We start from the raw sequence: 25,287 nt of genomic DNA, 5'->3' as shown, positions 1-25,287 counted from the left end.
CACGAGAGGCCGCCCTGGAAGCAATAATGATCTACAACACCAAGCGTCCACACTTGAGTCTGGCCATGATGACGCCAGAGATGAAATATGCTGCATGAACACTTAACCAACTCTGTCAACTTCTGGCCGGACGACACAAGTAGAAGAGTTTCGTCACCCTGAGCGCAGTCCTGAGCACTGTCCTGAGCTTGTCGAAGGGCGACTCCCAGGCCTCAACAGGCCGGAGTCGAAGGACGCAGTCGAAGGGTGTCGCTTGAATTGAAACCAGCGCGATCTTGAGCATTCCCTCAACCATACTAACCGACATTCTCCAACGGATTGCCTCAACCAAAAGACGTCAGCACTCGGTTGAAGCGCGATCAGGAATAATGCTGTTCGCGACGCTTGCACTCCTCGCTACTGCTGCGGTAACGTTGCTGGAACTGGGGTTCAGGCTGGATCGAACTGGCCGCACGATCGTTTTCATTCTCCTGGCCGCATTCACTGCTGCAACCGCCGCCTGGTTCGCTGTGCGGCCGCTGCTTCGCAGACTCGGTGTTCTCCGGTCCGAAGATAACTTTGTACTCGCGAAACGTATCGGCGCTCATTTTCCCAGAATTCACGACCGCCTGCTCAATATCCTGCAACTGGAACAGGAAATCTCGTCGGGCCGATCGCTCTATTCTCCCGAGCTTGTCGATGCTTCATTCCAGGACCTTGCCGGTGAAATCCGCGACCTTGATTTCACTGATTCCGTTGATGCTTCTCCTGTCAAACGCGCCGCGAAGCTTCTTGGCGTCGCACTTGCCGGATCGTTTCTGCTCGCTGTGGCGTCGCCCGGGCAGTTCTACAATTCCCTGGTTCGCATTACTCACTTTGGCACGGACTTCTCTTCGCCGGCCGATTATACGTTCGAGATCTCTCCCGGCAACTCTGAGGTCGTCAAGGGTCAGGCAGTTCAAATCGCCGTTCGAGTACAATCGGTTTCTCCCGTCTCTGCGGGACGCAAGCCTCAATCGCTGAGTTTGTATTGGCGCTCCGAGGGGGCCCAGAATTTCGAGAACTCCGATCTTCGCATCGATTCAACCGGGACTTATAGAACATCGTTCCAGAGCGTCCGCGGCTCCACAGAATACTATGCGATGGTCTCCGGGACAGAAAGCCCCCATTATCGTTTGTCCGTCGTCGATCGTCCGGTCTTCAGATCATTCCAGGTTCGACTTGAGTATCCGGCGTATGCGAAGCTCCCGCCAAAAGTGCAGGAAGAATTCATAGGAGATGTTGCAGCACTTGCGGGGACAAACATCAAAGTCATGGGAGTTGCGAGCAAGAATCTCCGCGAAGGGAGAATTGTCTTCGGTGCCGGGCCGGCGGTTCCCCTCGTCACGGAGAACCAAAAGTTTTCCGCATCATTCAGACTCGCGGCTGAGACGAACTATCACATCGAAGTAACCGATCTCGAGAGCCTTGCGAACAGCGATCCGGTTCACTACCAGCTCAAGATCATCCCCGATGAACCGCCTTCGATCGCAGTTCTTGTTCCCGGACGCAATATCGATCTCGCCGGCGACAAATCCCTGCGGCTCCTGATGCAGGCGGAGGACGATTTCGGCCTTTCGGCCATTCGCATCGGCTACAAGCTGACGCATTCCCGCTACGAACAACCTTGGGATGCCTATAAGTTCACATCTATCCCACTTCCCGCTGGTACTCCCGGCGAACTCGAGCTCCCCTATTCGTGGGACCTTTCTCCCCTAAGGCTGGCGCCTGAGGATGTGGTGGAGTATTTCGCCGAGGCATTTGACAACGATGCTGTTCGCGGTCCGAAGAGCGGGCGGAGTCAAATGTATCTACTTCGTCTCCCGTCAGTGGAAGAAGTATTCGCCGAGCTCGACAAGGGGCATGAGACCTCATTGGATGACCTCAAGCAAACACTTCAGGATGCGAAGCAACTCAAGGACAAAGTCGAGTCGATTAACCAGGATATCAAGAAGAACAAGGAGATGGACTGGCAACAAAAGAAGAAACTGGAGGAAATGTCGAAGAAGTACCAGGAGGTTCAGAAAAAGCTCGATGACGTGCAGAAGCGTCTCGACGACATGGTCCAGAAAATGGACCAGCAGCAGGTGCTTTCCAAAGAGACGATGGAGAAGTATATGGAGCTTCAGCAGATGTTCCAGCAGATGAACTCCGCCGAACTCCAGCAAGCGTTGAAGCAGATGCAACAATCGATGCAGAATCAGAACAAGGACCAGATTCAGCAGGCAATGCAGAAGCTTACGTTTTCCGAGGACCGGTTCCGTCAAAGCATCGAACGGACGATCGAATTGTTGAAACGGATCCAAATTGAACAGAAGGTGGATGAAGCCCGCAAACGTGCGCAGGAACTCGAACAATCTCAGGCCGATCTGAACAACCAGACCAAGTCAGCAGGCGCCGATCAACAGAGCCGGCAGGATCTTTCGAAAAAACAAAAAGACCTTGCTCAGAAGCAGCAACAGCTCGAACAGGTCACCGAAGATGTTCAGAAGCGCATGGAAGAGTTCTTTGCCGAGATGCCCGCCGACCGGATGCAAAAGTTGAATCAGCGTTCCAAGCAATCGCAGCTGCAGGGGAAAATGAACAAGGCTGGACAACAGCTCGAGTCCGGACAAAGTCAGGAAGCACAGTCGGAGCAGCAGGAGATTTCGGAACAGCTGCAGGAGCAATCAAAGCAGCTCCAATCCATCCAGCAAGAGATGATACAGAAGCAGACACAGGCCACACTCAACGCCCTTCGGCGCGCATCGAACGACATGCTGGAGCTCTCGAAACGCGAGGAGAAGCTGAAACAGGAAGCAGTCACCGCCCCGCTCAATTCTCCCCAACTGCGCGAGAATGCACAGCAGCAGATGGGTGTCATGCAGGATATGGGAAATGTGATTCGGGGGCTGAGTGAGCTCTCCAAGAAGTCCTTCGCCTTTACACCCGAGATGGGCAAATCGATCGGCGAGGCTATGGGGCACATGCAGGGCTCTCTGAATGCGCTTGAGGGGCGCAACGGTTTCGGCGCTTCGCAGGAACAAGGAGCGGCGATGACATCGTTGAACAAGACTGCGATGCAGATTCAGGGTGCCATGCAAAACTTGATGCAGGGAAGCGGCCAGGGGATGGGGGGACTGATGCAGCAGCTTCAGATGATGTCGGGACAACAGCAATCGATCAATGCACAAACACAGTCAATGCAACAGGCAGCAGAGGCCGCCCGTCTTGCCGTGGAGCAGGAGGCTGTCCGGAAGTCACTCGAGCAACTGAACAAGGAAGCCCAGTCAACCGGCGAGCAGAAGAAAATGCTGGGGGATCTCGAAAAGATTGCGGACGATATGAAAGAAGTGGTTCACAATCTTGAACAGAACAACGTCAATCGCGAGACGATCCAGAAACAGGAACGCATTCTTTCGCGTCTGCTCGATGCGTCAAAGTCCATGCGTGAACGGGATTATGAAAAGAAGCGAAAAGCCCAGACCGGGACGGAGATCGCACGCCGCAGTCCCGGGGACATCGACCCCTCTGCCCTTGAGGGGAAGAACAAGCTGCTCGATGATTTGCTCAAATCACTCGAGCACGGCTACTCGAAGGACTATCAGGAATTGATCCGCAAGTACTTCGACGAGCTGCAGAAGATCGAAGTCCAGAAAAAGTAACCCTTCTTCAAACCGCGATCCCCTCTCCTCCCAGGAGAGCCTGCCTGCCGGCAGGCAGGGGTACGGGTGAGGTTGATGAACCTCCATCAAGTTGCCTCAACACAGAACACCATGCCTCAACACCTCCCCAAATACACATCCACCTTAATTCCCTTCGCTCGCAAACTCCGTCGCGATATGACCAAGGCAGAAATGAAGATCTGGTCGCTACTCCGCAACAACAGACTCGGTGTGAAATTCAGAAGGCAAGTCCCTTATGGCCCGTACATTCTGGACTTCTATTGTGTTAAGGCAAAACTAGTGATCGAGCTCGATGGCAGTCAACACTACACACCCGAAGGAAGAGGTCGAGATGCCAAACGAGATGCGTACCTGAGAAGTGACGGGCTGCAAGTCTTGCGATTTCTGAATGACGAAGTGATGTCGAATGAAGAGGGTGTTGAACAGGTGATTTACGAGAAGGTTCAAGATGCGTTGAGCAAAGGGCCGGGGTAGCACCACCCCATCCCCTCCTTCCCCTTCGAGGGGAAGGGGGCGTGCGCGTGGAATGTCAATGGTGCGTCGGAGTCGCGGTGTGGATCTTCACGGTAGAAGTCGGACTTCTCAACGGGGTGCGTGGCACTCCCAGGAACCCGCTAAGAAAGATCGTCTGGCAAAAGCGATCCCTTCGTGGGTTCTCTCTGGTTCCCCATAACGATGACTGGAAACACCACAATAGCCATCGCCGTCGCGAGCAACGGATAGAGCCTCTACTCTGGTAACTCGTTATCGGCAGCCCTTATTGCCGGAAAAACGAACATCGACATGCCTACAGCGAGTAACGGGTAGAAGATATCTATGAAAAAGAAAAGCTTGTAGTAGATCAACCAGGAGCCGAGCAAGACCAAGAGACCGATTGCGAAGATCGTCAAGAACGACGGTATTGGACGAACCTTCGAAGCGACAAGACCAGCTAACGCTATGCAGACAAGTGTGAGCCACACATGCAGTTGTTCTGATCGGACGATGACTGTTTGTGCGACAATTGAATTTATTGCGCTTTCGTACGACCGACTCATGAGCCAGCCATACTCGAGTGTTGACGTTTGAAATCGTTCGATCAACACGATCTTGCCGTCAAAGTTACTTCTTATCTCATCCAGTTGTGACCCATGGAAAGGTTTCCTGCCATGGAACCACCCTCTGTATTCCAACGTGTCATTCGCACCCTCACGCGAGGCAACTGTCCAAGGCCAATAGTTCACAAGTTGACGGGCGTACATCCAACCATCCGAACTTACAGGAATCCTATAATCACCAAAGACAACGTTGCGACCTTCTCGTCTTAGTTCGAGATCACTGGAATAGTTGCGATATTTCCTCAACAATTGAATCACTATGTCCGGAATCTCTTCATCGCTGTATCTCGAGATGCCTTCGGGCTTAATCCTGAACACAAAGGGATTCAAGCGCAGTTCAAGAGGCTGCATAGTCATCCTTCCCTTCGTGAATCTGATTTCTCCGATTGAATCTGCACGTCGTATGTTACCCCAATCTGAAAGTCCGAATACGGCCACCCCTGTATTCTCGATTTTTCTGAGCCATTCGAGCATCTCCTGCCCTTTGTTTTGCCCACGAATATCGACCAGAATCGCCCTTGCACCAACCTTCTTAAGATCTTCGACCACCTTCAGACAATCCTGCAATTCATTGGCTCCGGGGCCGCTATTCAGATAGAGGGAGGTACACACGCTGGGTGGAGGGCTTTCCAGGGATCGCTGTGATCTGATAAGTCTCGAAATGTATTCGTACAGATAGCTGTCCACATCTCTCTCTCTCACCGCGCTCGTAAGTGAAAGTATGAATACCGTAGCAAAAACAGCGATGCCAGCCGCGAATAGTCTTCCGGCTGAGGTCCTGACGTTTGATTTCAGCCAGAGCAAGAAGCCATCAACTTCGCTGGACGATTGATCACCATAGAGATTGGAGAGAACGCGAGGCAGCAGGCGGCGAACGTGCAAATTCCGTAGAATCGCGTCCAACAACGGGATGAGACAGACTATGGAGAGAACGATGAGAAGCCAGAAGATCCATTGCAGACTACTCTCAAAACCGAAATTCCCCGGGGTGGGCATGTACCGGACATTCGGTGCGTGGCTCGCAACAATCGCAAACACGGCGAATGCAAGCGAGAGAACAAAATAAAGCAAGACCATCCAAAGGGATCGATTTCCAGATTTGTTCATGACTTTACCTCAACGCTGATGGATCATCATGTCTGATTGAACTGCATCGCGAATTGAATCATCACTCCCGTCTCTTTGCGTCGGGAGAGTTCTCGTCCAAATCAATCCAGACACGATAACGGTGATTAGTACCACAGTGAACGCACGGAAGCGGTCGTGTTTGCCATAATGATGCATCCCTGATGCTTTCCGATCTAGCATTGCTGATGAATACCAACGAGGCGGGGCAATGACCTCGAAGGGCATTGGACTCTTCTCGTCAACCGCGGATTGAATCTTTTCCAGTTCAGCCTCAAGGATGAGGAGCGAATCATAGAAAACTCTACACTCTGAGCAAGTCCCGAGATGTTCAAACAATTCACCGCAATCCGTTGCCTTGACCTCATGATCGATGAGCCGGTTGATGGTTCGCTGATGGTCTGCGCACGTCATGTGTTGCTCCTTCATGTTGGTGCTTAGTGGACGAACTGACAGTTCGTCCTACAAATCGTTCAAATACGGCGCCAGTTTCTTTGCCAGCGCTTTTCGCGCTTTGAACAGCCTCGATTCAACCGAACTCACGGTGTCTCCTGTGATTGCTGCAATCTCTGCATACGAGAGCTTGTCGTACTGGCGCAACACCAAGACCTCCCGGTACTCCACTTTCAACTGATTGAGAAAGAGCTCTACGATTTCTGTCGTTTCCTTCCTCACCAATTGCTCGTGCGGCGTCTCTTCGGTCCAGATATCATCTTCCTCTTCAATCGAATGAGGCGTTCCGTTTCTCCGAGTCTTGCGAATGTGACCGTACACTTCGTTCCGCGCGATGCTGAACAACCAGTAGAAGAACAGCTCAGGTTTGTCGAGCGTGCCAAGCGATTCATACGCCTTCTGAAACGATACCTGCACAACATCCTCGGCTGTTACCCGATCCTGCAACAAGCGATAGCAGTAGGCCAGCAATCGGCGGCGGTACTTGTCGTGAATTGCCGTGAACGCCCGGGAATTACCGGCACGGACTTCGCTCAACAGCTGTTGGTCCGATGCTACAGGCATTTGTCTACGGTGCTGATGTGAGGACCGTTGTGGGATTCAAAAGGTAAGATGCAAAAAGGGGTCAAAACTTGCTGTGAACCAAACTTCAATAGAACTCATCTCAAAAACGCCAACGACGTCATTGCGAGGCGTTTCTTGCCGAAGCAATCTCTCTTTTGTCTCGGCATACCTTGGTGAGATTGCTTCGCTCGCCCCTACGGGGCATCGCTCGCAATGAATTTGAGGGTTTTTGAGATAGCTTCTATTCATTATTCGGTGTTCGATATTGGCAATTCACAGGAACTTCCAGTTTCGACACGATGAATATCGAGTAACGAACAGTCGAACTCCGAACGCGGAAGTGGGTCTGGCCGCATCACTCCGGCTCATAGTCGATCGGCAGCATCTCGGCGACGCGCTGCGTCGACCAGTAGCCGAATGTCCAGAGACCCAGCGGATTCGCAGTCAGGCCGTTGGCGAACACCGTCACAGACGGTCCGTTCAGCTCGATAAGCGAAATTCGCGTGACGTATTCACGCGTATACACTATTTGCAGCAGGTCCTGGAATTCAAACTTCTTGTCGTACTGCGTATCGCCTAGTGATATCAACCCGTCGACTTGTACTTCGAACCCATACGGTCTCTTCAAGGCAGTATTGATCCAGTCCCGCCGGACACTGAAAACAGTAAAACCCTCTTTCTTTGTCGAATTTTTCACGAGCGCCCGAAGGAAGTGTCGCTTCGAGCCGTAGTACGCCTCACGGCGGTTTGATTTCCATGCATCACCTTCGGCAGCACTACGCTCGACTATTTGTCTGAAATTGGAGAAGCCGATATACTGAAATGATTGGGGTGATTGAGTGAAAAGGACAAGCATGCACTGAAAGCGATATCCGAGCGCGAGATTTTCAATTTCAAGAGGTTCTCGCGCGGTCGCAACCAGTCGTTTCGCCTCTTCTTCGAAGGCAAAGTCCAGCACTTCCGGATTCAAGATCCTGCAGTGTGCAGCGTTCGGGGTCCAACCAAGATAGCTTTCGGTGAACTTTTCGAGAAGCTTCTTCCACTCAACCGGATCTTTTTCCTCAACCTCGACACCGGCCATTTGCACCGGGCGCGCCTTGAGGCGAAATCTGATAGTCTGCACGACCGAATCGCTTAACTGTACTGTGACATTTTCTGGTTTGTAGCCGACGATGGACGCGACGATCTGCTGCGTCCCGAGAGGCACGCCTCTGAGTTCAAACTTCCCTTCAGGATCCGCAGCCGTGCCGATTGTCGAATTGGAAACGAATACATTGGCCAGCGGAAGGGGCGCGCCCGTCGAATCGTCCACAACATTGCCTTTGACAGTCGCCTTCGGGAGCTGTTGAGGATAGAGGAGATTAGCAGACAAGAGAAGTAATGTGAACAAAAACAGGGGGAATTTCATTCGAGGATTCCTCTCCAGCAAAGATTAAGAATGAAATCCTCAGAGTCAAATCACTTGTGTTTCCGGCTCGAGTCCGGAATGGAGATTAAACCCGATCCCCTTCGTGGCAAGGCCGGATTTGCGATGCGAATCTTGTAATCGACCCTCCTGAACTCCAACATCCGGGTGTTCAGGCTAATCAAGCCTAAGCTCAACAGACCCAACCACTACGAATTTGATTTTTGAAATGATGCTGTCCAGAGGTTCGTCCTTCGAAAACTTCAGTGCGCCTGAACTCAGGGCAAACATATAAAATGGAGTTTTCTTACCCGACTGCATGTGCACATCAAAATATGGGATCCAGCCTGCCGAAGGATACTCCTTCACCGAGATCTTATTGAATGTTATACGCTTCGCACTCCCGGCAGACGAGAGACTGAAAGTAAATTGGACGCTATCGTCTTTCGTGTATTTGAAAATTGTGACATTGTTCTTCCCAGGATCTTGCGGACCGGAACCGGTGCTTTTTGAATCTATGAGCTTGCCGTCAAGATATCTGTCGAGACACAGTCTCAGCTTATGTTTGAATGGAATCTCATATGAGAACCGATACATCTGGACACCAAGATAGTCGAGGGCGCTCGAGATATCTTCATTGGTCAGCGGTCCATTCACGAGTTTGAAAGGGTACTCGCTGGATTTGTCAGCGAGCTTGAAGTTGAAGGGAATTGACAACGGCACTGGCACCGGTTTACCTTTCACTTTCGCTGGCTTGAACTTGAAGTTCTGGATGGCTTCGAGTGCCGCATGATTCAAATCTTCGCGGACACCCTGAGCAACCCATGCGTTCAGGACTTCACCGGTCTCACTCACATTTACATTCAGGGATACCGTCCCTTCAATCCTGTCCTTTAGAGCTGACTCAGGATAAACGGGCTCGACTTTGATGATCGGTTCCGCATCTTCATCGATGACGAATTGTCCAAGAGGTCGATCATCCCGTATGACGGGTGTATCATCAGGACTTCCCTTTTTCAGCTCGAAACCGGCAAAGAGCCCTTCCTTTCCTATCTTGAAGTTCTTGCAGATGAGAGGCTTGTACTGAGGATGTGTTATGCGGATAGTATAGATGCCAGGTGTTACGGTAATAGGCTCGAATTTCCCTTGCTCATCCGTCTGCGTCTGCCACTTCGTGCCTTCTACAACTACTTTTGCTCCGCTGACTGGCTTGTGAAAAAAGTCCCCGACGCGTCCCTCAAGAAGAGGCGCTCTCGACTGATTTTGTTTGCCCCCGGCTACCTCTTGTCCACTCCAGGAAGAAAGGCAATGACAGATCAATAACAATGCAAGAATTGACTTCTTCATAGACCTACTCCTTCACTTTTTCGCATCGCTTGTCGATGGATAGAACCCGACCACCTGTATCGCCGGTAGCCGTGGAACGTAAACGACTTCCTGCGTCGTCTCTATGACCTTTTCCTTCGGTCGCATCCAGAGTGCACTGAATGCAACCGTGCTCACAAGTGCGATGACGGCAAACATGGCTGCAACGGGCATCGGTATCCTCTTGTTCCACACGGCGCGTAAAACGTTTGCTTTCCGCGCTGGTTGAGGAGAAACGAGGCGAACCGGCTTCGATCCGAGAATCTCCCCCTGCATCGTCAGCACCGCCTTTAGAAATCCCCGGCATTCATCGCACGTGCCAAGGTGCACAAAGAGCTCCCGCTCGTCTTCAGGTCCAAGCTCGCGGTCGATGAACTGGCTTGTGAGTTGCTGGTAGTGTGTGTGGTTCATTGTGTCGTCCTTCAATATTCAGGGGCTATTCTCTTACAGCTCGTCACACTGAGCGCAGTCCCGCCATTTATTCTGGCGGGACGAAGTCGAAGTGTGTCCACTGCATGGCAATCGCAGTCCAGTCTTCGACTTCGTTCGTCCCGACTGCGTCGGGACTCACTGCGCTCAGACGGACGTTACTATTCTTGGTACCTTTTCAATTTCTCAATCATTTCCTTCCGCGCACGGAAGATCCTTGATTTCACCGAGCTTTCTGTTGCACCGGTGACGGATGCGATTTCGGCATACGACATGTTTTCATAGACAAGCAGCACAAGGGCTTCCCGATACTCATGCTTCAGACTGTCCAGTAGTCGGTTGACGATCTCCGAGCGCTCCAGCGCGACAAATTGCTGGTATGGCGTCTCTTCGTCCCAGACCGACTCACCCTCAACCTGTCCATTCGATTTCTGCTTTCTCAATTGCATCAGCGCCTCGTTGCGCGCGATGCGGAAGATCCATGATTTGAACGAATCGGTGTGCTCAACCGATTGCGCGTGCTGCCGCACCTTCAGAAACGTTTCCTGAACCACATCCTCGGCCAGTTGCCGGTCCGCAAGTATCTTCAGGCAGTACGCAAAGACCCCGGGGCTGAATTCCTGATACACCGCCGCGAGGGCGCGGTCACTTCCACGCTGAAGCTCTGCGATCAGCTCTCGTTCTATGGTGGGATCCAAATGTGCCTCGCGGTGCTGGGAAAACTTCCTCAATTCTGACATCCGAAAGTGTAACTTTCGGAAATGAGTCTTCTTCGACAGTGTAACTGTCGAAGAACATGAGAGGGGGCAGAGTAAAGATGCAGAAAAGGCGGGAAAGTCGCGCAGGAATGGTAGAAGTCCGATTTCTCAAGGGAAGGTCGGGGTAGAAGTCGGACTTCTTCCGGGTTGGAAATGCCTGCTATTTGGACTCGCCAAGGAACTTTGCGAGCGTCTGTTCAAGATGCACTCCGCGCAGCTCCTCTTCCATCGCGACGATCTTTCCGGTTCCGTCGACGAGGAGCGGACGGGGAATGGCAACGATCTCGAATGCAGTGGTGAGATCCTTGTCGTTCGTGACGAACGTGTGGAGCCACGGCATTTTCCACTTGTCCTTGCGAAACTTCACCACATCGTCGGGTTTTTCGTCGAGTGAAAGGCTCAGGATTTCGAAGTTTGTCGATTTGTATTTCTCGTACGCCTTGTGCAGGATGTCCATTTCGCCAACACACGGTCCGCACCATGTCGCCCAGAAATCAAGCAGCACCAGCTTCCCCTTGAATGTCTCATTCGAATAGATTCTTGTCGTGTCGCCAAGCGCTTTGACTTTGAACGCCGGCACGTTCTTGCCAACGCCGATCGTGATCACCGGTGTGAAGCGCTCCTGCACTGTTTTGCCGAATTGTGTTCCACCGAAATATTTCATCGCCATGTCGTAATACAGCTTGAGCCGCTTTTCGTCCCCCTGCATCCTCGATGAAACGAGTTGATTCATAATCAGGGTTGTTTTCAGATCCATCTGTGCGTTCTTTTCCAGAAACTTATCAAGGTACTGTGCATACGCTGCCTGGTCACCCGACAATTCTCCGGCGGCGTTGATCAGCTGCAACGTCGGCATCATCCAGAGTTTTGAATCGGGGGAGATTTCTTTGAACAGCATCGCGCCGATCGCGGGATCGGCCTTTGCGGCGTTCTTTGCCTTCGTATCCACATAGTTCATCAGAAGCATCTGCCGCACAAGGGGATCTTTTTCCGATTTCAGTCTGCCGAGGATGGCCGACTGATCAGCGGACCAGTCGTACGTGAAACTCTTGAAGTCGTTTCCTGCCTTCACGTATGCCGTGACGGCAGCAGACCATGTAATTTCTCTCTTCGCTATTTCCTGCTGAATTGCCGCGATCTTGGCAATCGCCGACTTCGGATCGGAGAACTTGATTTCGACTTCGGCCGTCGAGTGGATCGTTTTCTTCGGATCAAAGGTTATTTTCACCTTGCCCGCCTCACTCCCCTTCACGTTGACAACCGACTTGTAGTCGCCGGCACCATCGAATTCGTAGCTGTCCGACTGTGTCCCATTGATACTCCGGCTGTTTTTCTCAGCTCCAAACACCTGGTAGGCGAGCTTGTCCCGTTTTGTCTCCAGCTCGATTGCGAACGTTCCATCGCTTTGCTTCTGCATGGCCTGAGCGCTATTGAAATCAAAGTCAGTAAGATCGGACATGATCTTCAGTTCCTTCAGCTCGTCGACGTACGAATATGTTGCGAGCCGTATGCTCAAATCTATCTTCGCCGGTTTCTCGACGAGGAGAGGAACATCAAGTGCCGCGTGGTTCACTCCGGTGAACTCGGCAACAATAAGGCCGGTTTCTTTGGTTGCAATTCTGAATGACCCGTCACTTCCGACCTGGACCCCGTCGAATGACTGCGAGGCAGGGGCTTTGATCAGGTGGACGTGAGCCAGCAGCATAGGCTTCTTGTCGTGACCGAGTAGTTTGCCGGTGATGATGGTCTCTTGCTGGGCGGAGAGAATGGTGGTGAAGAGAATGATGACGATCAGAAGAGAGTATCGCATGGTGATAATTTGTGTGATTGGTTAATTGGTTAATTGGTGAAGGTCAGCGGATAATATAATCAAATAGGGGGCGAGAGGAAACGGTCACGGCCTTCAGAAGTGGGGTCATCGGAAGGCCTGTTGGAGACCCGGGGACCAAGGGATCCTTCGGAAGGACCGGCGGGCTAGACCGATCGTTTTTTCTCCTTCCGCATTTGGAGCCACCCGCCGAACGCGGCTCCCAGACATCCGACGACGAACATCGACAGGAGAAGCACTATCTGCCACGCCGTCGAACGGAAGCCACGGCCAAACATCCATTGAGGTTGGAGCCCGCCAATAAGCGTGAACGCATAGAGGGTGGAAGCTACTCCAGGTTCCAGGATTGTGATTCCCCTCGACCACACGCCGATCACGGCGCAGACAATTGTCATGCCGATGGTGAGCCAGGAGAGAAATCCAACCGGGCCCGCATACGTGTTCGTCCACCCGGTAATCAGGAACGATGGGAAGAGATGAAACAGGACAAGGAAACAATACGAGACGATGATCCATCGCCAGTCGATTGGCCGTAGCCGAAACAGTTGTCTGGTTTCCATATGCATCCCAAGTGATTTCAAAGTGAATGAAAATAGTGTCGACGGCCTACTGAAACTTCCCTCCGTACGCCCACGAGTTTATCCGGCCGAGGCTGTCCACCTTCATCTCCACTGAACTGGATGGATAGCGGACCGATTCGGCATGGATGGTAACGGTCTGAGCACTTGGCCTGAAGGTATATGTCGCTTCGCTCGTCTTTGTCGACGCTTCGGGAACCTTGTAACCTTCATAGCTATGATTTCCGCCGCCGAGCTCCTTTGGGAGCATATAATACAGAGATAGATCAATGGCCATTTCGTTGAGATCGTTGATGATTCCATCCCTGCTTGACTGTACCGCTTGCGCATCACGGAGACGACGATGGGACAGATCGGCGGTCACTGCGGTCGGCAGAGAGGCGATCACGAGATAGAGGACGAGAGCACCGCAGAGACTATAGAAGAGACGCGACAGGTTCCAAACCGTCGGTGTAGTCTGCTGTAGCGTTCGCCTTCTCCACCGCATGAGAAATATCGTCGGACAGAGAACAGAAACAATCAGCAAGCCGGCGAGGGCCCTTACCTGGTCCTTCCCGTTTACCGCTTCTGTCTGCTTGCCGGAAAACGCCCGGAGTCCATTGTCGATCGTATGCGCCCCCGCAATTACCCAGGGAAAAAGAACAATGCGTGGCGTCGGAACGCGTTCACGTTCACCCGGTTTGAAAACCTGATCGGCGAACACTATCAGGCTGAGGACGACGAGGGTCAGAAGTGCAACCTGCCAAAGGAACCCGGATGCGAATTCTGATGAATCAGTTTTCGGATACATGGACAATCCCTTTCGCGGTCAACGTATATTGTTCCTGGATCAGTCCTGCTTTTCCGTCAAGGTTCTTGAACGACGGATCCCTCCCTTTGACGAACGTCTCCTGCGACACGAGGACAACCTTGTCAGGGTTCAGCTCCGTGACGATGATTCTCATTCCATCGCCATCCCATTTGGGTTTGTAGATACTGGAGCCAGCTGACGTTGCGGGATAGATTTTCTTGAATTCTTCTGCCAGAGAGTTTTTCTTCGCGGGACCCTGACGGTGGAAGGCGTCGAGTGTCTTCAGAAGGGGACCACTCATTTCGGTCATCATTATGCCGCGGCCTATGACACCTCGTATCCGGAGGATCTGATCCGCCTGCCAGCGCGTCTCATCCTGCATTTGAACCCACCGATAAGCCGTGCTGGCCAGAAAGAGAACGCCGAGGAGTGCTAAAACCAGACGCCGTTGCGCAGACAACGGTTTGCGGAGAACAAAGAAGAGAAGCGCGACCAGGTACACAAACGCGGCGATGCCTGCGGCGTTTACCGCCGGCCAGAGTTCTACGCCTTTGGGGGCAAGGAAAAACGTTCCTGTTATGAGCACCACTCCAGCGGCAATCCAGAGAAGTGCGACAGAAACTTCCTGCCTGATTTCAATCGTGATGGTTTCCTTTTCCATAGACATACCCTCTGATTATATTCAATAGGCCCGTTTGAGGCCTGGAGGGACTTTTGACAGCAACACGGATGGAATTTCCGCTTGTTGCCTTGGGTCGTTCGTCAAGAGCGGGGAAAACAGCAGACTGCCGACAATCAGCAGGAACACGATGGAGACCGCGGCCGGGAGTGGAATGGAAATCCTCGCGAGCCAGACCGGAGAGTACCAGGTTTGTCGCTTAAGTGCGGCGTTTTCTCGTGCGACGCTTGCGAGGACGCGGCGATCGAGCGATCGCGGGACCTCTGCCAGTTCCTCGTTCGCAATCTGATTACGCACGCGCAAGCTGATCTTCATATAAGACCGGCACTCACCGCAAACGGCAAGATGGGCGAAGAGTTCCGACGATTCCTTGTCGTTGAGAGTGTCGTCGATGTAGAGACTGACGCGCTGCTGTTGGTCGATGTGGGTCATGGTGCGATCCTTCGGAAAATGCTGAACTTCTTGTTGGTCGAGATGGCATCCCCGCCTGACCTTCTGGAACACGAACGGCGGGCAGGTCGACCAACAAGTTTATTCCTTGAAAAACGGTTTAAGCTTCTCGGCAAGGACTTTTCTCGCTTTGAACAGGCGTGACTTCACTGAACTCGCCGTGTTTCCGGTGATCATCGCGATTTCGTCATACGAATGCTGCTCGTACTCGCGCAGCAACAGAACCTCTTTATACTCAGGTTTCAAAGCATTGATACAAGCCGAAATAATCTTCGAAGTATCATTGTGCTCCATCAACGTTAACGGCGTCTCGTCGCTCCAGACGCTCTCCTCGTCGAACGAACCATTGCGCTGCTGCCTGTGCAGTTGCCTGAACACCCCTTTGCGTGCGATGGTGAAAAGCCAGGTGCGGAAAAGGTGAATGTCGTTCAGCGTTTCGATGTTGAGGCGCATTTTGAGAAACGTGTCGTGTGTCGCGTCCTCGGCCAAGGACCGGTTACCCGTGAGATTGAGACAAAAGGTGAAGATGTGGCGTTTGTACTTTTGATAGAGCTCTTCGAATGCATCCACGCTGCCGTTCCGCAGATCTGTCACAAGTTGGTCGTCAGACGGGAGATCCAAAGGGGGCCTTTTTGATCTGAGCTACTGGCCTTAATTTGTCATAAGACCCGCTCAGAAGCAAAAAGTTGCTGTTGGGGGCGCGGATACCTTCGCAAGGTGCAGGGTTAATGCCTGGTTACCTTGCGAAGGTGGCGGGGAGCGAAGGTGCGGGGTAGCTTAGAAAATGTATCCGCTTTCGCCATGCTGGCTCAGGTCGAGCCCTTCGAGTTCCTGTTCCGGGTTGACGCGGAGACCCATGGTCATGTCCAGAACCTTGAGAATGATCCAGGTCATGCTAAAAGCGAAGACGCAAGCAGCCAGAACGCTGATTGCCTGGATGCCAAGTAATGAGGCGTTGCCGCTAAACAACCCATCGGCGCCCGCCGGGTTGATTGCCTTGGAAGCGAAGAGTCCTGTTGCGAGGGCTCCAAACGTACCCCCGACACCATGGACGCCCACCGCATCGAGCGAATCATCGAAGCCAAGCTTGTTCTTCATATTCACACCATAGTAACACAGAACACCGGCGCCGAGACCGATCACAAGTCCAGAGACCGGACCGACGAAACCGGATGCGGGGGTGATTGCGACAAGTCCCGCCACACAGCCGGAGGCGGCTCCCAGCAGTGTCGGTTTTCCACGTCGCGCCCATTCTATCATGACCCACGAGATCGTCGCGCTCGCTGCAGCAATATGCGTGACGACAAACGCCGATGTTGCAATCGCACCGGATGCGATCGCGCTTCCACCATTGAAGCCGAACCAGCCGAACCAGAGGATCGAGGCCCCCATCAAGGTCATCGTCATATTGTGGGGAGGCATATAGTCGTGACCGTGCCCCCTGCGCTTTCCGACGATCAGCGCCGCTGCCAGCGCCGAAACTCCGGAACTGATGTGCACGACGAGTCCGCCCGCGAAATCGAGCGCTCCGAGGTTGTGAATCCACCCTCCCACTCCCCACACCCAATGAGCGAGAGGAGCGTAGACAAGAGTCGACCACGCAAGGACAAAGACGAGATACGTGCTGAACTTGAAGCGTTCAGCGAAGGCGCCTGTGATCAGGGCCGGCGTGATGACGGCAAACATCATCTGGAAAATCATGAACGCCTGGTGCGGCACCGTAGCCGCGTAATCGGGATTGGGCTCGAGGCCAACGCCCTGCAGGCCGATCCATTGAAGTCCGCCGATCACGTGACCGATATCAGGACCGAACGCCAGACTGTAGCCGATCAAAACCCATTGCACAGATACGACACCGAGTGCGATGAAGCTTTGCATGAGCGTTCCGAGAACGTTTTTCTGCCGGACCATTCCCCCGTAGAACAGTGCCAGCCCTGGTGTCATGAGCATAACGAGGGCGGTGGAAATGAGCAGCCAGGCGGTGTCACCGGTATCGATTTTCAAGAGCACTCTCCAGGTAAGTGGTAACTGATAGTAGAATTCAGAAGACAGGAGTCGGAATCCGGAATGGTGAGAGCTATTCTGAATTCTGCATTCTCCATTCTATATTCTCTCACAACGCATCCTCACCAGACTCCTCCGTACGGACGCGGATGACTTCGTCGGCGGGCATGACAAAGATCTTGCCATCTCCAACCTGACCTGTTTTTGCTCCTTTGAGGATGATTGCGATCGCGGATTCCAAGCGATCATCTGGAACGACAAGCTCGAGTTTTACCTTTGGGAGGAAATCGACTTTGTACTCTGATCCGCGATACACCTCGGTGTGTCCTTTCTGCCTCCCAAATCCCTTTACCTCAACTATGGTCATGCCGTGGAATCCTGCTTCAAGGAGGGCTTCCCGCACTTCATCCAGCTTGTGCGGGCGGATAATGGCTTCGATTTTCTTCATTCCGGCAAGAGCCTTAGTAAGTTAGTAGAATGGGAGAGTTGACTTAAATAAATAATGCCAGATTCGATGCTACCTTAGAATATAAGGAAATTTCTGAGATTGTCAAGTGTGAGAAACAACAACGTCACGGGAAGCTGCCACAGGCCTGGAGGACAGAAATAGCAAAACCCGCCGGACACGAGTGTCTGGCGGGTTTCCATGTTGAACTTTTCCAGGTAGACCCGACAGTTTTCTTTGAGACTCTAGTGAGACCTGTCGGGTCTGCCGTGACGCAGCGAGCTTATTTCTTTGGGGACTTCGCCTTATCATCGTCGAGCACAAACCGGAATGGAATTGACACCCAAACTGCGATTGGTTTCCCCTTCATGATTGCGGGTTTGAAAACCCATTGATGCACGGCGTCCACGGCTGCCTGATTCAGCACTTCTGCCTCGCTCTTCTGAATTTCAACCTTGGCAACCCGCCCCTCTTCATCCACCAGCGTTTTCAGCCATACCGTCCCTTGTACGTTGTCCTTTTTTGCAGCAGGCGGGTATTTCGCAGGTACTTGCTTGATCGCTTCCGGTGGTTTCTCGTACGGAACATAGTCTGCCGGAGGCATCTCTTCCCGCAAATTTCTGATTTTTGGTTTCATCTCCGGTGCCTTCACTCCCGGGCCTATGGACGGCGCCTCTTTCCCCTCATACAGTTTGAACTTGAAAGGTACTGAAACCCACACTGCGATCGGTTTACCGTTCACGACCGCAGGCTTGAACGTCCATCGCATACCTGCCTCGATTGCCGACTTGTTGAATATTTCTGCGTCACTCTTTTGGACTTTCGCCTCAACGACCGTTCCCGTTTCGCCGATCCAAAGTTTCAGCCAGACATTTCCTTCCAGCTTCTTGCTGAGCGCCTCACTCGGATAGTCAGGTTGGAATTGCTGGATTACTTCCGGCGGTTGATCGTACTGGACGTAGTCCGCCGGTGGTTCTTTCGTCTTTTTTGGATCCTGATTCAACATCGCCGAATCCAGCTTCACTTCATCCCGGACCGCTACTGAGATATCCGGACTTTGCTGTGCAAGTACTGCCAAGGGCAGCATAAGACTCAGCATCAGCATTCGCTCGTGGCCGCATTTCATATCGCCTCCCTATTGAATTGTCGTCATTGGCTGCATTGTATACGCACGGACTTCCACGGCCGGAATGGCAGTGAGAAATACTGTCTGAACTCTTCGAACATCGGCGGTTTGATTGGATTCAGCCCAGATCGCCGACAGCAGGACGCTTCCAAAGATGAGCAGAAATATGGCAACCGCAGCTACAGGAACCCGCATTGAGAACCTTCGCTGCCAGATCGTTGCCGGGATGGCTGCGCGATCGGGTTCGCCCTGCTTGCGGCGCGCCACCGCGGTCATCACCCGTTCATCCAGTTCTTTCGGCGCCAATGGAGGCAGGTCTTCCTTCAGGTTTTCCCTCAACTCCAATCCTGAGCGAAGTGCCGCTCTGCAGGCAGAACACCTGCTCAGGTGCTCAAACAACATCTCCGACGCCTGATCCGCCAGCTCGTTGTCAATCAACGCGCTCACCTGCTCCTGGTACTCTTCACACTTCATAACTCATTCCTTTCCTTCAGTATCGAATCCAACTTTCTTCCCATCGCCCGCCTGGCTTTGAACAACCCCGATTTGATGGCGCTTTGCGTGGCTCCCGTGACCTGGGATATTTCTGCATACGAGAGCTGCTCGTATTCCTTGAGTATGAGAAGTTCACGATAGGTCGGCTTCAGAAGTCCCAGACAATGCTGAACCACCGCAACTCTTTCCTTCTGAACCACCTTGTCGAGCGGTCCCTCCTCATCCCACATATTCTCTGACTCTGTTTCCAATTCTTCTGTCGGCCGCAACCGGCGGAGAATCGTGAACGATTCGTTGCGCGCTATCGAAAAAATCCACGCCTGCAACGACGCGACGTTTTCGAGTTGACCAAGAGACCGATGGATCTTGATGAAGGTCTCCTGCGTCGCATCTTCGGCGTTCTGCGGATGCCGGAGAAGCCGGTAGCAATATGCGTAGACCCTATGCTTGTACCGATGGTAGACGTGGACGAACGACTGTCCCCCATCAATCAAAGAGCGTTCATCGATTTGTTCGTCTCTGACCGGCTGCACGATTGTTTTCTGATAATGATTGGAGTATGCACGTAAGTTAGCACTCCGACCGTCACTGTCAACCTCTCACAAGAGAGATGGTGAAACCCGGAAAAAGTTGCTGTTCTCATTTCTGCGAATTGACTTTCGTTACCATGTTGTCTACATTCCCGGAGCTTTTCCAGCAATCTCACTCCAATACTCCTCAAACAGCCATTTTGATGAAACGCGCCCTGATAGCCGTTGAGGTTCTTTTTCTGATACTCCTGGGATATCTCTCCCTCTACCTCGCAACCGATTATCAGACACCGCACGGCCGTCACGACATGCCTTTCGTTGTCTGGATCATCGACACCATCGATTTGTTCATCCACGAGGGGGGGCACGGGATTTTCAGGTTCCTCGGGCAGTTCATGCATTTTCTAGGGGGATCCCTCATTCAGTTCATCATCCCCGTTACGACGATTGTCGTCTTCCTGCGAACGAGCGGCCCCCGGACACTCATGGCGACACTCTACTGGCTCGGGCAGAACATGATCAATGTGTCCATTTACATCGCGGATGCTCCCAAGCAGCAGCTTACGCTCATCTCGCGCCATGCGATGCACGACTGGCGATGGTTGTGCGGATACCTGGGAATCATGGATTCTGCTGGGGATCTCGCAGCCGTGGTCGCGTTTCTTGGAACCATCAGTTTGCTCGGCGCAGTTGGCGTGACTGTGTACTATATCGTTTTCGATATTCGCGCAGAGTTCTTTCCACCTCCAACGCCAAAGACTCTGCGTCCCGTTGGTCTCGTTCGACCAAGGACTTCCATTCCACCGGTCAATGAAGTGCCCCCGGAAGACGCGAGCGACGGGTTGTGACAAACACCTTCGTCTTCATTCTTTCCGAAGTTTTGACAGTCCCCTCTGTGGGCAGGCATGAGTTACGGGAAGAGGGGATGTAAGGGGTGTGTGTTTTTTCTTTTCCGCGTGCCGATCAAGAGCACACACCCCTCTGCTCCCCTCTCTCAACGCACAACGCCTCACACGAGAGGGGACGTCAGGTGCCAGCTGACTTGTTAGAATTGAATTGATTTTACCCCCTCTCTTCTCTACCTTTTTCCTCACACTTTTCTTCCATCAGAACGAGGCGCATGCATGAAGCGATTGGTGATTCTTCTGATAACTGCTCTCGTGATACCTGCACTTTCATCAGCCCAGACGAAGACCGAGACCAAGCCAGCCACGATAGCCGACAAAGTTCCGGGCATGGAGAAATTTCCAGGCTACTTCACATTCTACTGGGACTCCAAAGCGGGCAAACTCTGGCTCGAAATCGACAAATGGAGCAGTGAGTTTCTCTACGTAAGTTCTCTCCCTGCCGGTATCGGGTCGAACGACATCGGGCTCGATCGGGGGCAAATCGGAGGCGAAAAGGTTGTCAAATTCGAACGATCGGGACCGAAGGTCCTTCTAGTTCAGCCAAACTATGATTACCGGGCCGGTAGTACAAATGCTGATGAATTACGCGCTGTCGAAGAAGCATTTGCACAATCTGTGTTGTGGGGATTTGATGTGGCTGCTGAGGAGGGCTCGCGCGTCCTCGTCGACGCTACTTCGTTCTATCTCCGCGACTCCCACGACGTCATTGGCAGTTTGAAGCAGTCAAACCAGGGAATGTACCGCCTCGACTTGTCCCGCTGCGCATTCTATCTCCCGCGAACAAAGAACTTCCCGAAGAATACCGAAGTGGAAGTAACGCTCACGTTCACCGGAGAAGATCCGGGACAATGGGTCCGGCAGGTTGTGCCGACTCCTCAGGCGATCACTGTGCGGGAACATCAATCGTTTGCCCAACTGCCAGATGCAAACTACAAGCCACGTGCGTTTGATCCCCGGGCGGGATTCTTTGGAATAAGTTACATGGATTTCGCGGCTCCGTTAAGCGAACCGGTCGTCAAGCGCTTCATTGCCCGTCATCGTCTGCAGAAAATGCATCCCGATGCAGCAATGAGTGAAGTGTTGAATCCGATTGTCTATTACGTCGATCGCGGTGCACCGGAACCGATCCGCACTGCTCTCGTTGAGGGAGCCGGCTGGTGGACCAAAGCGTTCGAAGCAGCGGGATTCAAGAATGCTTTTCGCGTCGAGCTGATGCCCGCAGGGGCGGACCCGATGGACATTCGCTACAATATCATTCAATGGGTTCACCGTGCAACGCGTGGCTGGTCGTACGGTGGTTCTGTCTCAGATCCTCGGACGGGAGAGATCATGAAGGGAGCTGTCTCTCTTGGTTCGCTCCGGGACCGGCAGGATTATCTCATTGCCGAAGGGTTGCTCGCTCCATACGAAAAAGGGAAACCTGTGTCCGCCGAGCTCGAGAAGATGGTTCTTGCACGATTACGGCAGCTCGCCGCGCACGAAGTAGGTCACACGCTCGGCCTCGGACACAACTACATTTCAAGCACGGTCAACCGCGCCTCGGTGATGGACTATCCTTATCCTTTGGTCACAATCACCAAAGACAGCACGCTCGATCTTTCGAACGCTTACACGTCAGGTGTCGGCGAATGGGACAAGGTCGCCATCGCCTACGGGTATCAGGATTTTCCGCAAGGCACAGATGAAAAGAAGGCGTTGAACTCCATTTTGGACGATGCGAGGCACCGCGGGCTGATTTTTCTGACCGACCAGGATGCGCGGCCGCCGGGAAGCGCTCAGCCGTTCACACACCTATGGGACAACGGTACAAACGCGGTCGATGAGCTTCTCAGGTTCATGCGCGTGCGCTCGATTGCCTTGTCGCGCTTCGGCGAAAACAACATTCGGCCTGGCGCTCCGCTCGCCACACTTGAGGAAGCGCTTGTTCCGTTGTATCTCGGACATCGCTATCAAATCGAAGCTGCCGCGAAAGTCCTCGGCGGTGTGAACTACACCTATGCACTTCGCGATGATGGACAGGTACCGACTGCCCTTGTGCCCGCCGGCGAACAACGGCGGGCACTGGACGCTCTCTTGAATACGATCGCCCCAGCCTCACTCACACTGCCGGAATCCATACTCAAATTGATTCCTCCTCATCCTGCAGGATACGAGAGGCACCGCGAGCTGTTTTCTTCCCGCACGGGATTGACGTTTGATGCTCTTGCGCCGGCAGAAGTTCTGGCGAATCACACGGTCAGTTTCATTCTCAATTCGGATCGGGCTTCGCGGCTGGTGCAACAGTGTGCCCGGGACGCCTCACAGCCGGGTCTCGACGAAGTGATGGACAAGCTCATTACAAAAACATGGAAAACCACCAGAGCTTTGGGATTTCAAGCCGAGGTTCAGAGAAGTGTGAACTATGTTGTGATGTACAATCTGATGTCGCTTGCGTCGATGGACCGGGCGACTCCCCAGGTCCGCGCCGTTGCGACGCTAAAACTCTCGGAACTCAGGAACTGGCTGGCTGCTGAATCGAAACCAGTGAAAGACCCGAACCAACGTGCACAGAATCTTTTTGCATTCTCTGAGATTGAGAGATTTCTGCAGGATCCCAAAAAAGTGAGTATTCCCCGACCCGTGGAAGCACCACCGGGTCAGCCGATCGGGGATTTTGGCTATGAGTTTGAGTAACGGAATGAAAGCGGAATTACTCTGAGAAGACAAACCGCCAAGGTCGCCAAGAAACCGCGAAGCACGAGATTTCGAGAAAATCGTTTCCTTAAGAAGGCTTGGCACCCTTCGCGGTCTTTGCGCTTCGCTTTGTCAAGGTTTTGATAGGATGGAAACAACATGCTGGAACGATGCGGGTGGTCAACCTCTGATCCGTTGTATCAGGATTATCACGACAACGAATGGGGTGTTCCCGTTCACGATGATCGCAAACTGTTCGAGATGCTGATTCTCGAGGGGGCACAGGCCGGGCTCAGCTGGATCACCATTCTTAAGAAGCGTGAGGACTACCGGAAAGCGTTCGACAAGTTTGATCCGTCCAAGATCGCCCGGTACGACGCGCGTAAGAAGCGTCAACTTCTGGCAAACGCGGGAATCGTTCGTAACCGTCTGAAGATTGACGCTGCGATCGGGAATGCGAAGGCATTTCTTGCGGTGCAGAAGGAATTCGGCGCTTTCGATACCTACATCTGGCTGTTCATCGGCGGAAGACAAAAACAGAACCGATGGAAATCGTTGAAAGAGATACCACCCAGGACCGCGGAGTCGGACGCGATGAGCAAGGATCTCAAGAAACGCGGATTTCGTTTTGTCGGCTCAACGATTTGTTATGCTTTTATGCAAGCGACCGGTATGGTCAACGATCACATCACACGATGTTTCAAACACAATCAGCGTGTTCCTTAATCCATTCACATTCGCTCGACGAAACTGTTTATGAGTCAAAGAACGATTTTTGCTGGTCTCTGGTTTGTCGTTGTTCTTTTCGTTGTGTGTCCTTCTGCGCGCGCCCAATATGTCGGAGCGTTGGTGCCACCGTACCTGCAGGCCGTCACAAACACCAGTGTCTATGTGCTTGCTGAGAGTTATTCAACAGATTCGCTGATGGTCGAGTATGGTCTCACGAAATCATACGGCTTCCAGTCCTGGACAACCTCCTGCGATACAACCAGCGACTCGACGTTCATCCACAACATCAAGATCAGCAGCCTATCGCCGAATACACGGTATCATTACAGAGTGGTGTACAATGGTTCGAAATCGGGTGATGCGTCGTTTCAGACCGCACCGAATCCCGGAACACCATTCCGTTTTGCATGGATGGCGGATTTCCGGACCGGCGTAACGGTGCATGACACCATCGCCAGACGAGTTCGCGAAGCACATCCAGTCATGTCGTTGTACGGGGGCGACTTGGCTATCAACGCCAAGTACGGATCTCTCAAGGAACAATTCTTCCGCCCGGAGGAACTCGCCCTCATTGCGGAGGTCCCATTCTTTAATACACCAGGCAACCATGAAAGATGGACGCAAAACACACGTGCGTTCACGCAGGCACCAGAGTCTCCCTCGGAAGTTCAGGAATACTATTCATTTGACTACGGCGACATGCATGTTCTTGTCCTGAACAACGAAATCCCATACTACGAGGGAAGCCTGCAATACCGGTTCGCCGAGCATGATCTCTCTAGCGCGACAAAAGCGTGGAAGGTCGTGATCAACCACAGACCCGGCTATTGCGCGGGCGGTCACGGCGAGGACAGTCTCATGATGAAAATGTCTGAGAATGTCTTCGTGCCAAATCACGTGAATGTGGTCTTCAACGGACATTCTCATTTCTTCCAGCACAATCTCGTCGATGGCGTACATCACATGGTCATCGGATCTGTCGGAGCTCCACTCTACAATCTCGGGACAGCTCCCTACGTCGTCAAGGCGGCGAAAGAGTATAACTACGGAATCATCGATGTCACTCCCTCCTCCTTCGACCTGATGGTATATAACGACAAAGGAATGCCGCTCGATACTCTATCGCTGAAAAAGTAGCGGAGAATCCCTGCTTCACTGGTGTGCTCAGACGGC

At 52.7% G+C, this 25,287-nt stretch carries 24 protein-coding genes; 6 read left to right on the top strand and 18 right to left on the bottom strand.

Annotated elements, in window-relative coordinates; genetic code table 11:
- The first annotated feature begins 368 nt into the window (after nt 1–368).
- Together NTU47_03115 and NTU47_03110 are read left to right on the top strand one after the other, a co-directional pair.
- Entirely contained in the window at nt 369–3,662 is a 3,294-nt protein-coding gene (locus NTU47_03115; GenBank protein ID MCX6132782.1) for a hypothetical protein, read from the top strand.
- 111 nt (nt 3,663–3,773) lie between these two features.
- On the top strand, nt 3,774–4,157 hold the full coding sequence (locus NTU47_03110; GenBank protein ID MCX6132781.1) for a DUF559 domain-containing protein: 384 nt from the start codon (nt 3,774–3,776) through the stop codon (nt 4,155–4,157).
- 254 nt (nt 4,158–4,411) lie between these two features.
- Here the strand turns inward: NTU47_03110 and NTU47_03105 are convergent, their stop codons facing one another.
- From NTU47_03105 to NTU47_03020, 18 genes are all read right to left on the bottom strand, one after another.
- The gene (locus tag NTU47_03105) at nt 4,412–5,887 is read right to left on the bottom strand and encodes a hypothetical protein (GenBank protein ID MCX6132780.1); all 1,476 of its coding nucleotides are present in this window, start codon (nt 5,885–5,887) and stop codon (nt 4,412–4,414) included.
- Between the two features lie 9 nt (nt 5,888–5,896).
- Nucleotides 5,897–6,319 (bottom strand): hypothetical protein, encoded by a 423-nt coding sequence (locus NTU47_03100; protein MCX6132779.1) that lies wholly within the window; start codon nt 6,317–6,319, stop codon nt 5,897–5,899.
- A gap of 48 nt (nt 6,320–6,367) precedes the next feature.
- Complete coding sequence (locus NTU47_03095) at nt 6,368–6,922, bottom strand: RNA polymerase sigma factor (protein ID MCX6132778.1); 555 nt, start codon at nt 6,920–6,922, stop codon at nt 6,368–6,370.
- 355 nt (nt 6,923–7,277) lie between these two features.
- Nucleotides 7,278–8,330, bottom strand: a complete 1,053-nt coding sequence (locus NTU47_03090) for a carboxypeptidase-like regulatory domain-containing protein (protein MCX6132777.1) — start codon at nt 8,328–8,330, stop codon at nt 7,278–7,280.
- Nucleotides 8,331–8,504: 174 nt separating this feature from the next.
- Nucleotides 8,505–9,674 carry a TonB family protein gene (locus NTU47_03085; protein MCX6132776.1) on the bottom strand — a complete coding sequence of 390 codons (1,170 nt, stop codon included), beginning with the start codon at nt 9,672–9,674 and terminating at the stop codon, nt 8,505–8,507.
- Nucleotides 9,675–9,686: 12 nt separating this feature from the next.
- Nucleotides 9,687–10,103, bottom strand: coding sequence for a zf-HC2 domain-containing protein (locus tag NTU47_03080; GenBank protein ID MCX6132775.1), 417 nt, complete (start codon nt 10,101–10,103; stop codon nt 9,687–9,689).
- Between the two features lie 179 nt (nt 10,104–10,282).
- Nucleotides 10,283–10,819, bottom strand: a complete 537-nt coding sequence (locus NTU47_03075; protein MCX6132774.1) for an RNA polymerase sigma factor — start codon at nt 10,817–10,819, stop codon at nt 10,283–10,285.
- A 220-nt stretch (nt 10,820–11,039) separates the two neighbouring features.
- Complete coding sequence (locus NTU47_03070; GenBank protein ID MCX6132773.1) at nt 11,040–12,689, bottom strand: thioredoxin-like domain-containing protein; 1,650 nt, start codon at nt 12,687–12,689, stop codon at nt 11,040–11,042.
- Between the two features lie 164 nt (nt 12,690–12,853).
- The gene (locus NTU47_03065; GenBank protein ID MCX6132772.1) at nt 12,854–13,267 is read right to left on the bottom strand and encodes a hypothetical protein; all 414 of its coding nucleotides are present in this window, start codon (nt 13,265–13,267) and stop codon (nt 12,854–12,856) included.
- Nucleotides 13,268–13,313: 46 nt separating this feature from the next.
- Nucleotides 13,314–14,075 (bottom strand): hypothetical protein, encoded by a 762-nt coding sequence (locus NTU47_03060; protein MCX6132771.1) that lies wholly within the window; start codon nt 14,073–14,075, stop codon nt 13,314–13,316.
- Nucleotides 14,059–14,736, bottom strand: coding sequence for a hypothetical protein (locus tag NTU47_03055; GenBank protein ID MCX6132770.1), 678 nt, complete (start codon nt 14,734–14,736; stop codon nt 14,059–14,061). Before NTU47_03055 ends, NTU47_03060 begins: the two co-directional genes overlap by 17 nt.
- A 21-nt stretch (nt 14,737–14,757) precedes the next feature.
- The gene (locus NTU47_03050; protein ID MCX6132769.1) at nt 14,758–15,186 is read right to left on the bottom strand and encodes a zf-HC2 domain-containing protein; all 429 of its coding nucleotides are present in this window, start codon (nt 15,184–15,186) and stop codon (nt 14,758–14,760) included.
- A 99-nt stretch (nt 15,187–15,285) separates the two neighbouring features.
- Complete coding sequence (locus NTU47_03045) at nt 15,286–15,825, bottom strand: RNA polymerase sigma factor (GenBank protein MCX6132768.1); 540 nt, start codon at nt 15,823–15,825, stop codon at nt 15,286–15,288.
- A 156-nt stretch (nt 15,826–15,981) separates the two neighbouring features.
- On the bottom strand, nt 15,982–17,208 hold the full coding sequence (locus NTU47_03040; protein MCX6132767.1) for an ammonium transporter: 1,227 nt from the start codon (nt 17,206–17,208) through the stop codon (nt 15,982–15,984).
- Between the two features lie 109 nt (nt 17,209–17,317).
- Nucleotides 17,318–17,656: a P-II family nitrogen regulator gene (locus NTU47_03035; protein ID MCX6132766.1), complete on the bottom strand. Its 339-nt coding sequence runs from the start codon at nt 17,654–17,656 to the stop codon at nt 17,318–17,320.
- 280 nt (nt 17,657–17,936) lie between these two features.
- Nucleotides 17,937–18,779 (bottom strand): energy transducer TonB, encoded by an 843-nt coding sequence (locus NTU47_03030; GenBank protein MCX6132765.1) that lies wholly within the window; start codon nt 18,777–18,779, stop codon nt 17,937–17,939.
- Between the two features lie 9 nt (nt 18,780–18,788).
- Nucleotides 18,789–19,253 carry a zf-HC2 domain-containing protein gene (locus NTU47_03025; protein MCX6132764.1) on the bottom strand — a complete coding sequence of 155 codons (465 nt, stop codon included), beginning with the start codon at nt 19,251–19,253 and terminating at the stop codon, nt 18,789–18,791.
- On the bottom strand, nt 19,250–19,807 hold the full coding sequence (locus NTU47_03020) for an RNA polymerase sigma factor (GenBank protein MCX6132763.1): 558 nt from the start codon (nt 19,805–19,807) through the stop codon (nt 19,250–19,252). The genes NTU47_03025 and NTU47_03020 overlap by 4 nt, the downstream gene beginning before the upstream one ends.
- A gap of 200 nt (nt 19,808–20,007) precedes the next feature.
- On the opposite strand from NTU47_03020, the gene NTU47_03015 reads away from it, so the two are divergent.
- The 4 genes from NTU47_03015 (at nt 20,008) to NTU47_03000 (ending at nt 25,251) form a co-directional block, all read left to right on the top strand.
- Entirely contained in the window at nt 20,008–20,652 is a 645-nt protein-coding gene (locus NTU47_03015) for a hypothetical protein (protein ID MCX6132762.1), read from the top strand.
- A gap of 276 nt (nt 20,653–20,928) precedes the next feature.
- Nucleotides 20,929–23,385 (top strand): zinc-dependent metalloprotease, encoded by a 2,457-nt coding sequence (locus NTU47_03010; protein MCX6132761.1) that lies wholly within the window; start codon nt 20,929–20,931, stop codon nt 23,383–23,385.
- 159 nt (nt 23,386–23,544) lie between these two features.
- Nucleotides 23,545–24,111, top strand: coding sequence for a DNA-3-methyladenine glycosylase I (locus NTU47_03005; protein MCX6132760.1), 567 nt, complete (start codon nt 23,545–23,547; stop codon nt 24,109–24,111).
- A gap of 30 nt (nt 24,112–24,141) precedes the next feature.
- Nucleotides 24,142–25,251 carry a metallophosphoesterase gene (locus NTU47_03000; GenBank protein ID MCX6132759.1) on the top strand — a complete coding sequence of 370 codons (1,110 nt, stop codon included), beginning with the start codon at nt 24,142–24,144 and terminating at the stop codon, nt 25,249–25,251.
- Nucleotides 25,252–25,287: the final 36 nt, after the last annotated feature.

The organism is Ignavibacteriales bacterium (assembly GCA_026390595.1).
GTDB lineage: Bacteria > Bacteroidota > Ignavibacteria > UBA10030 > UBA10030 > UBA9647.
This window is presented reverse-complemented; position numbering and strand designations above follow the sequence as displayed.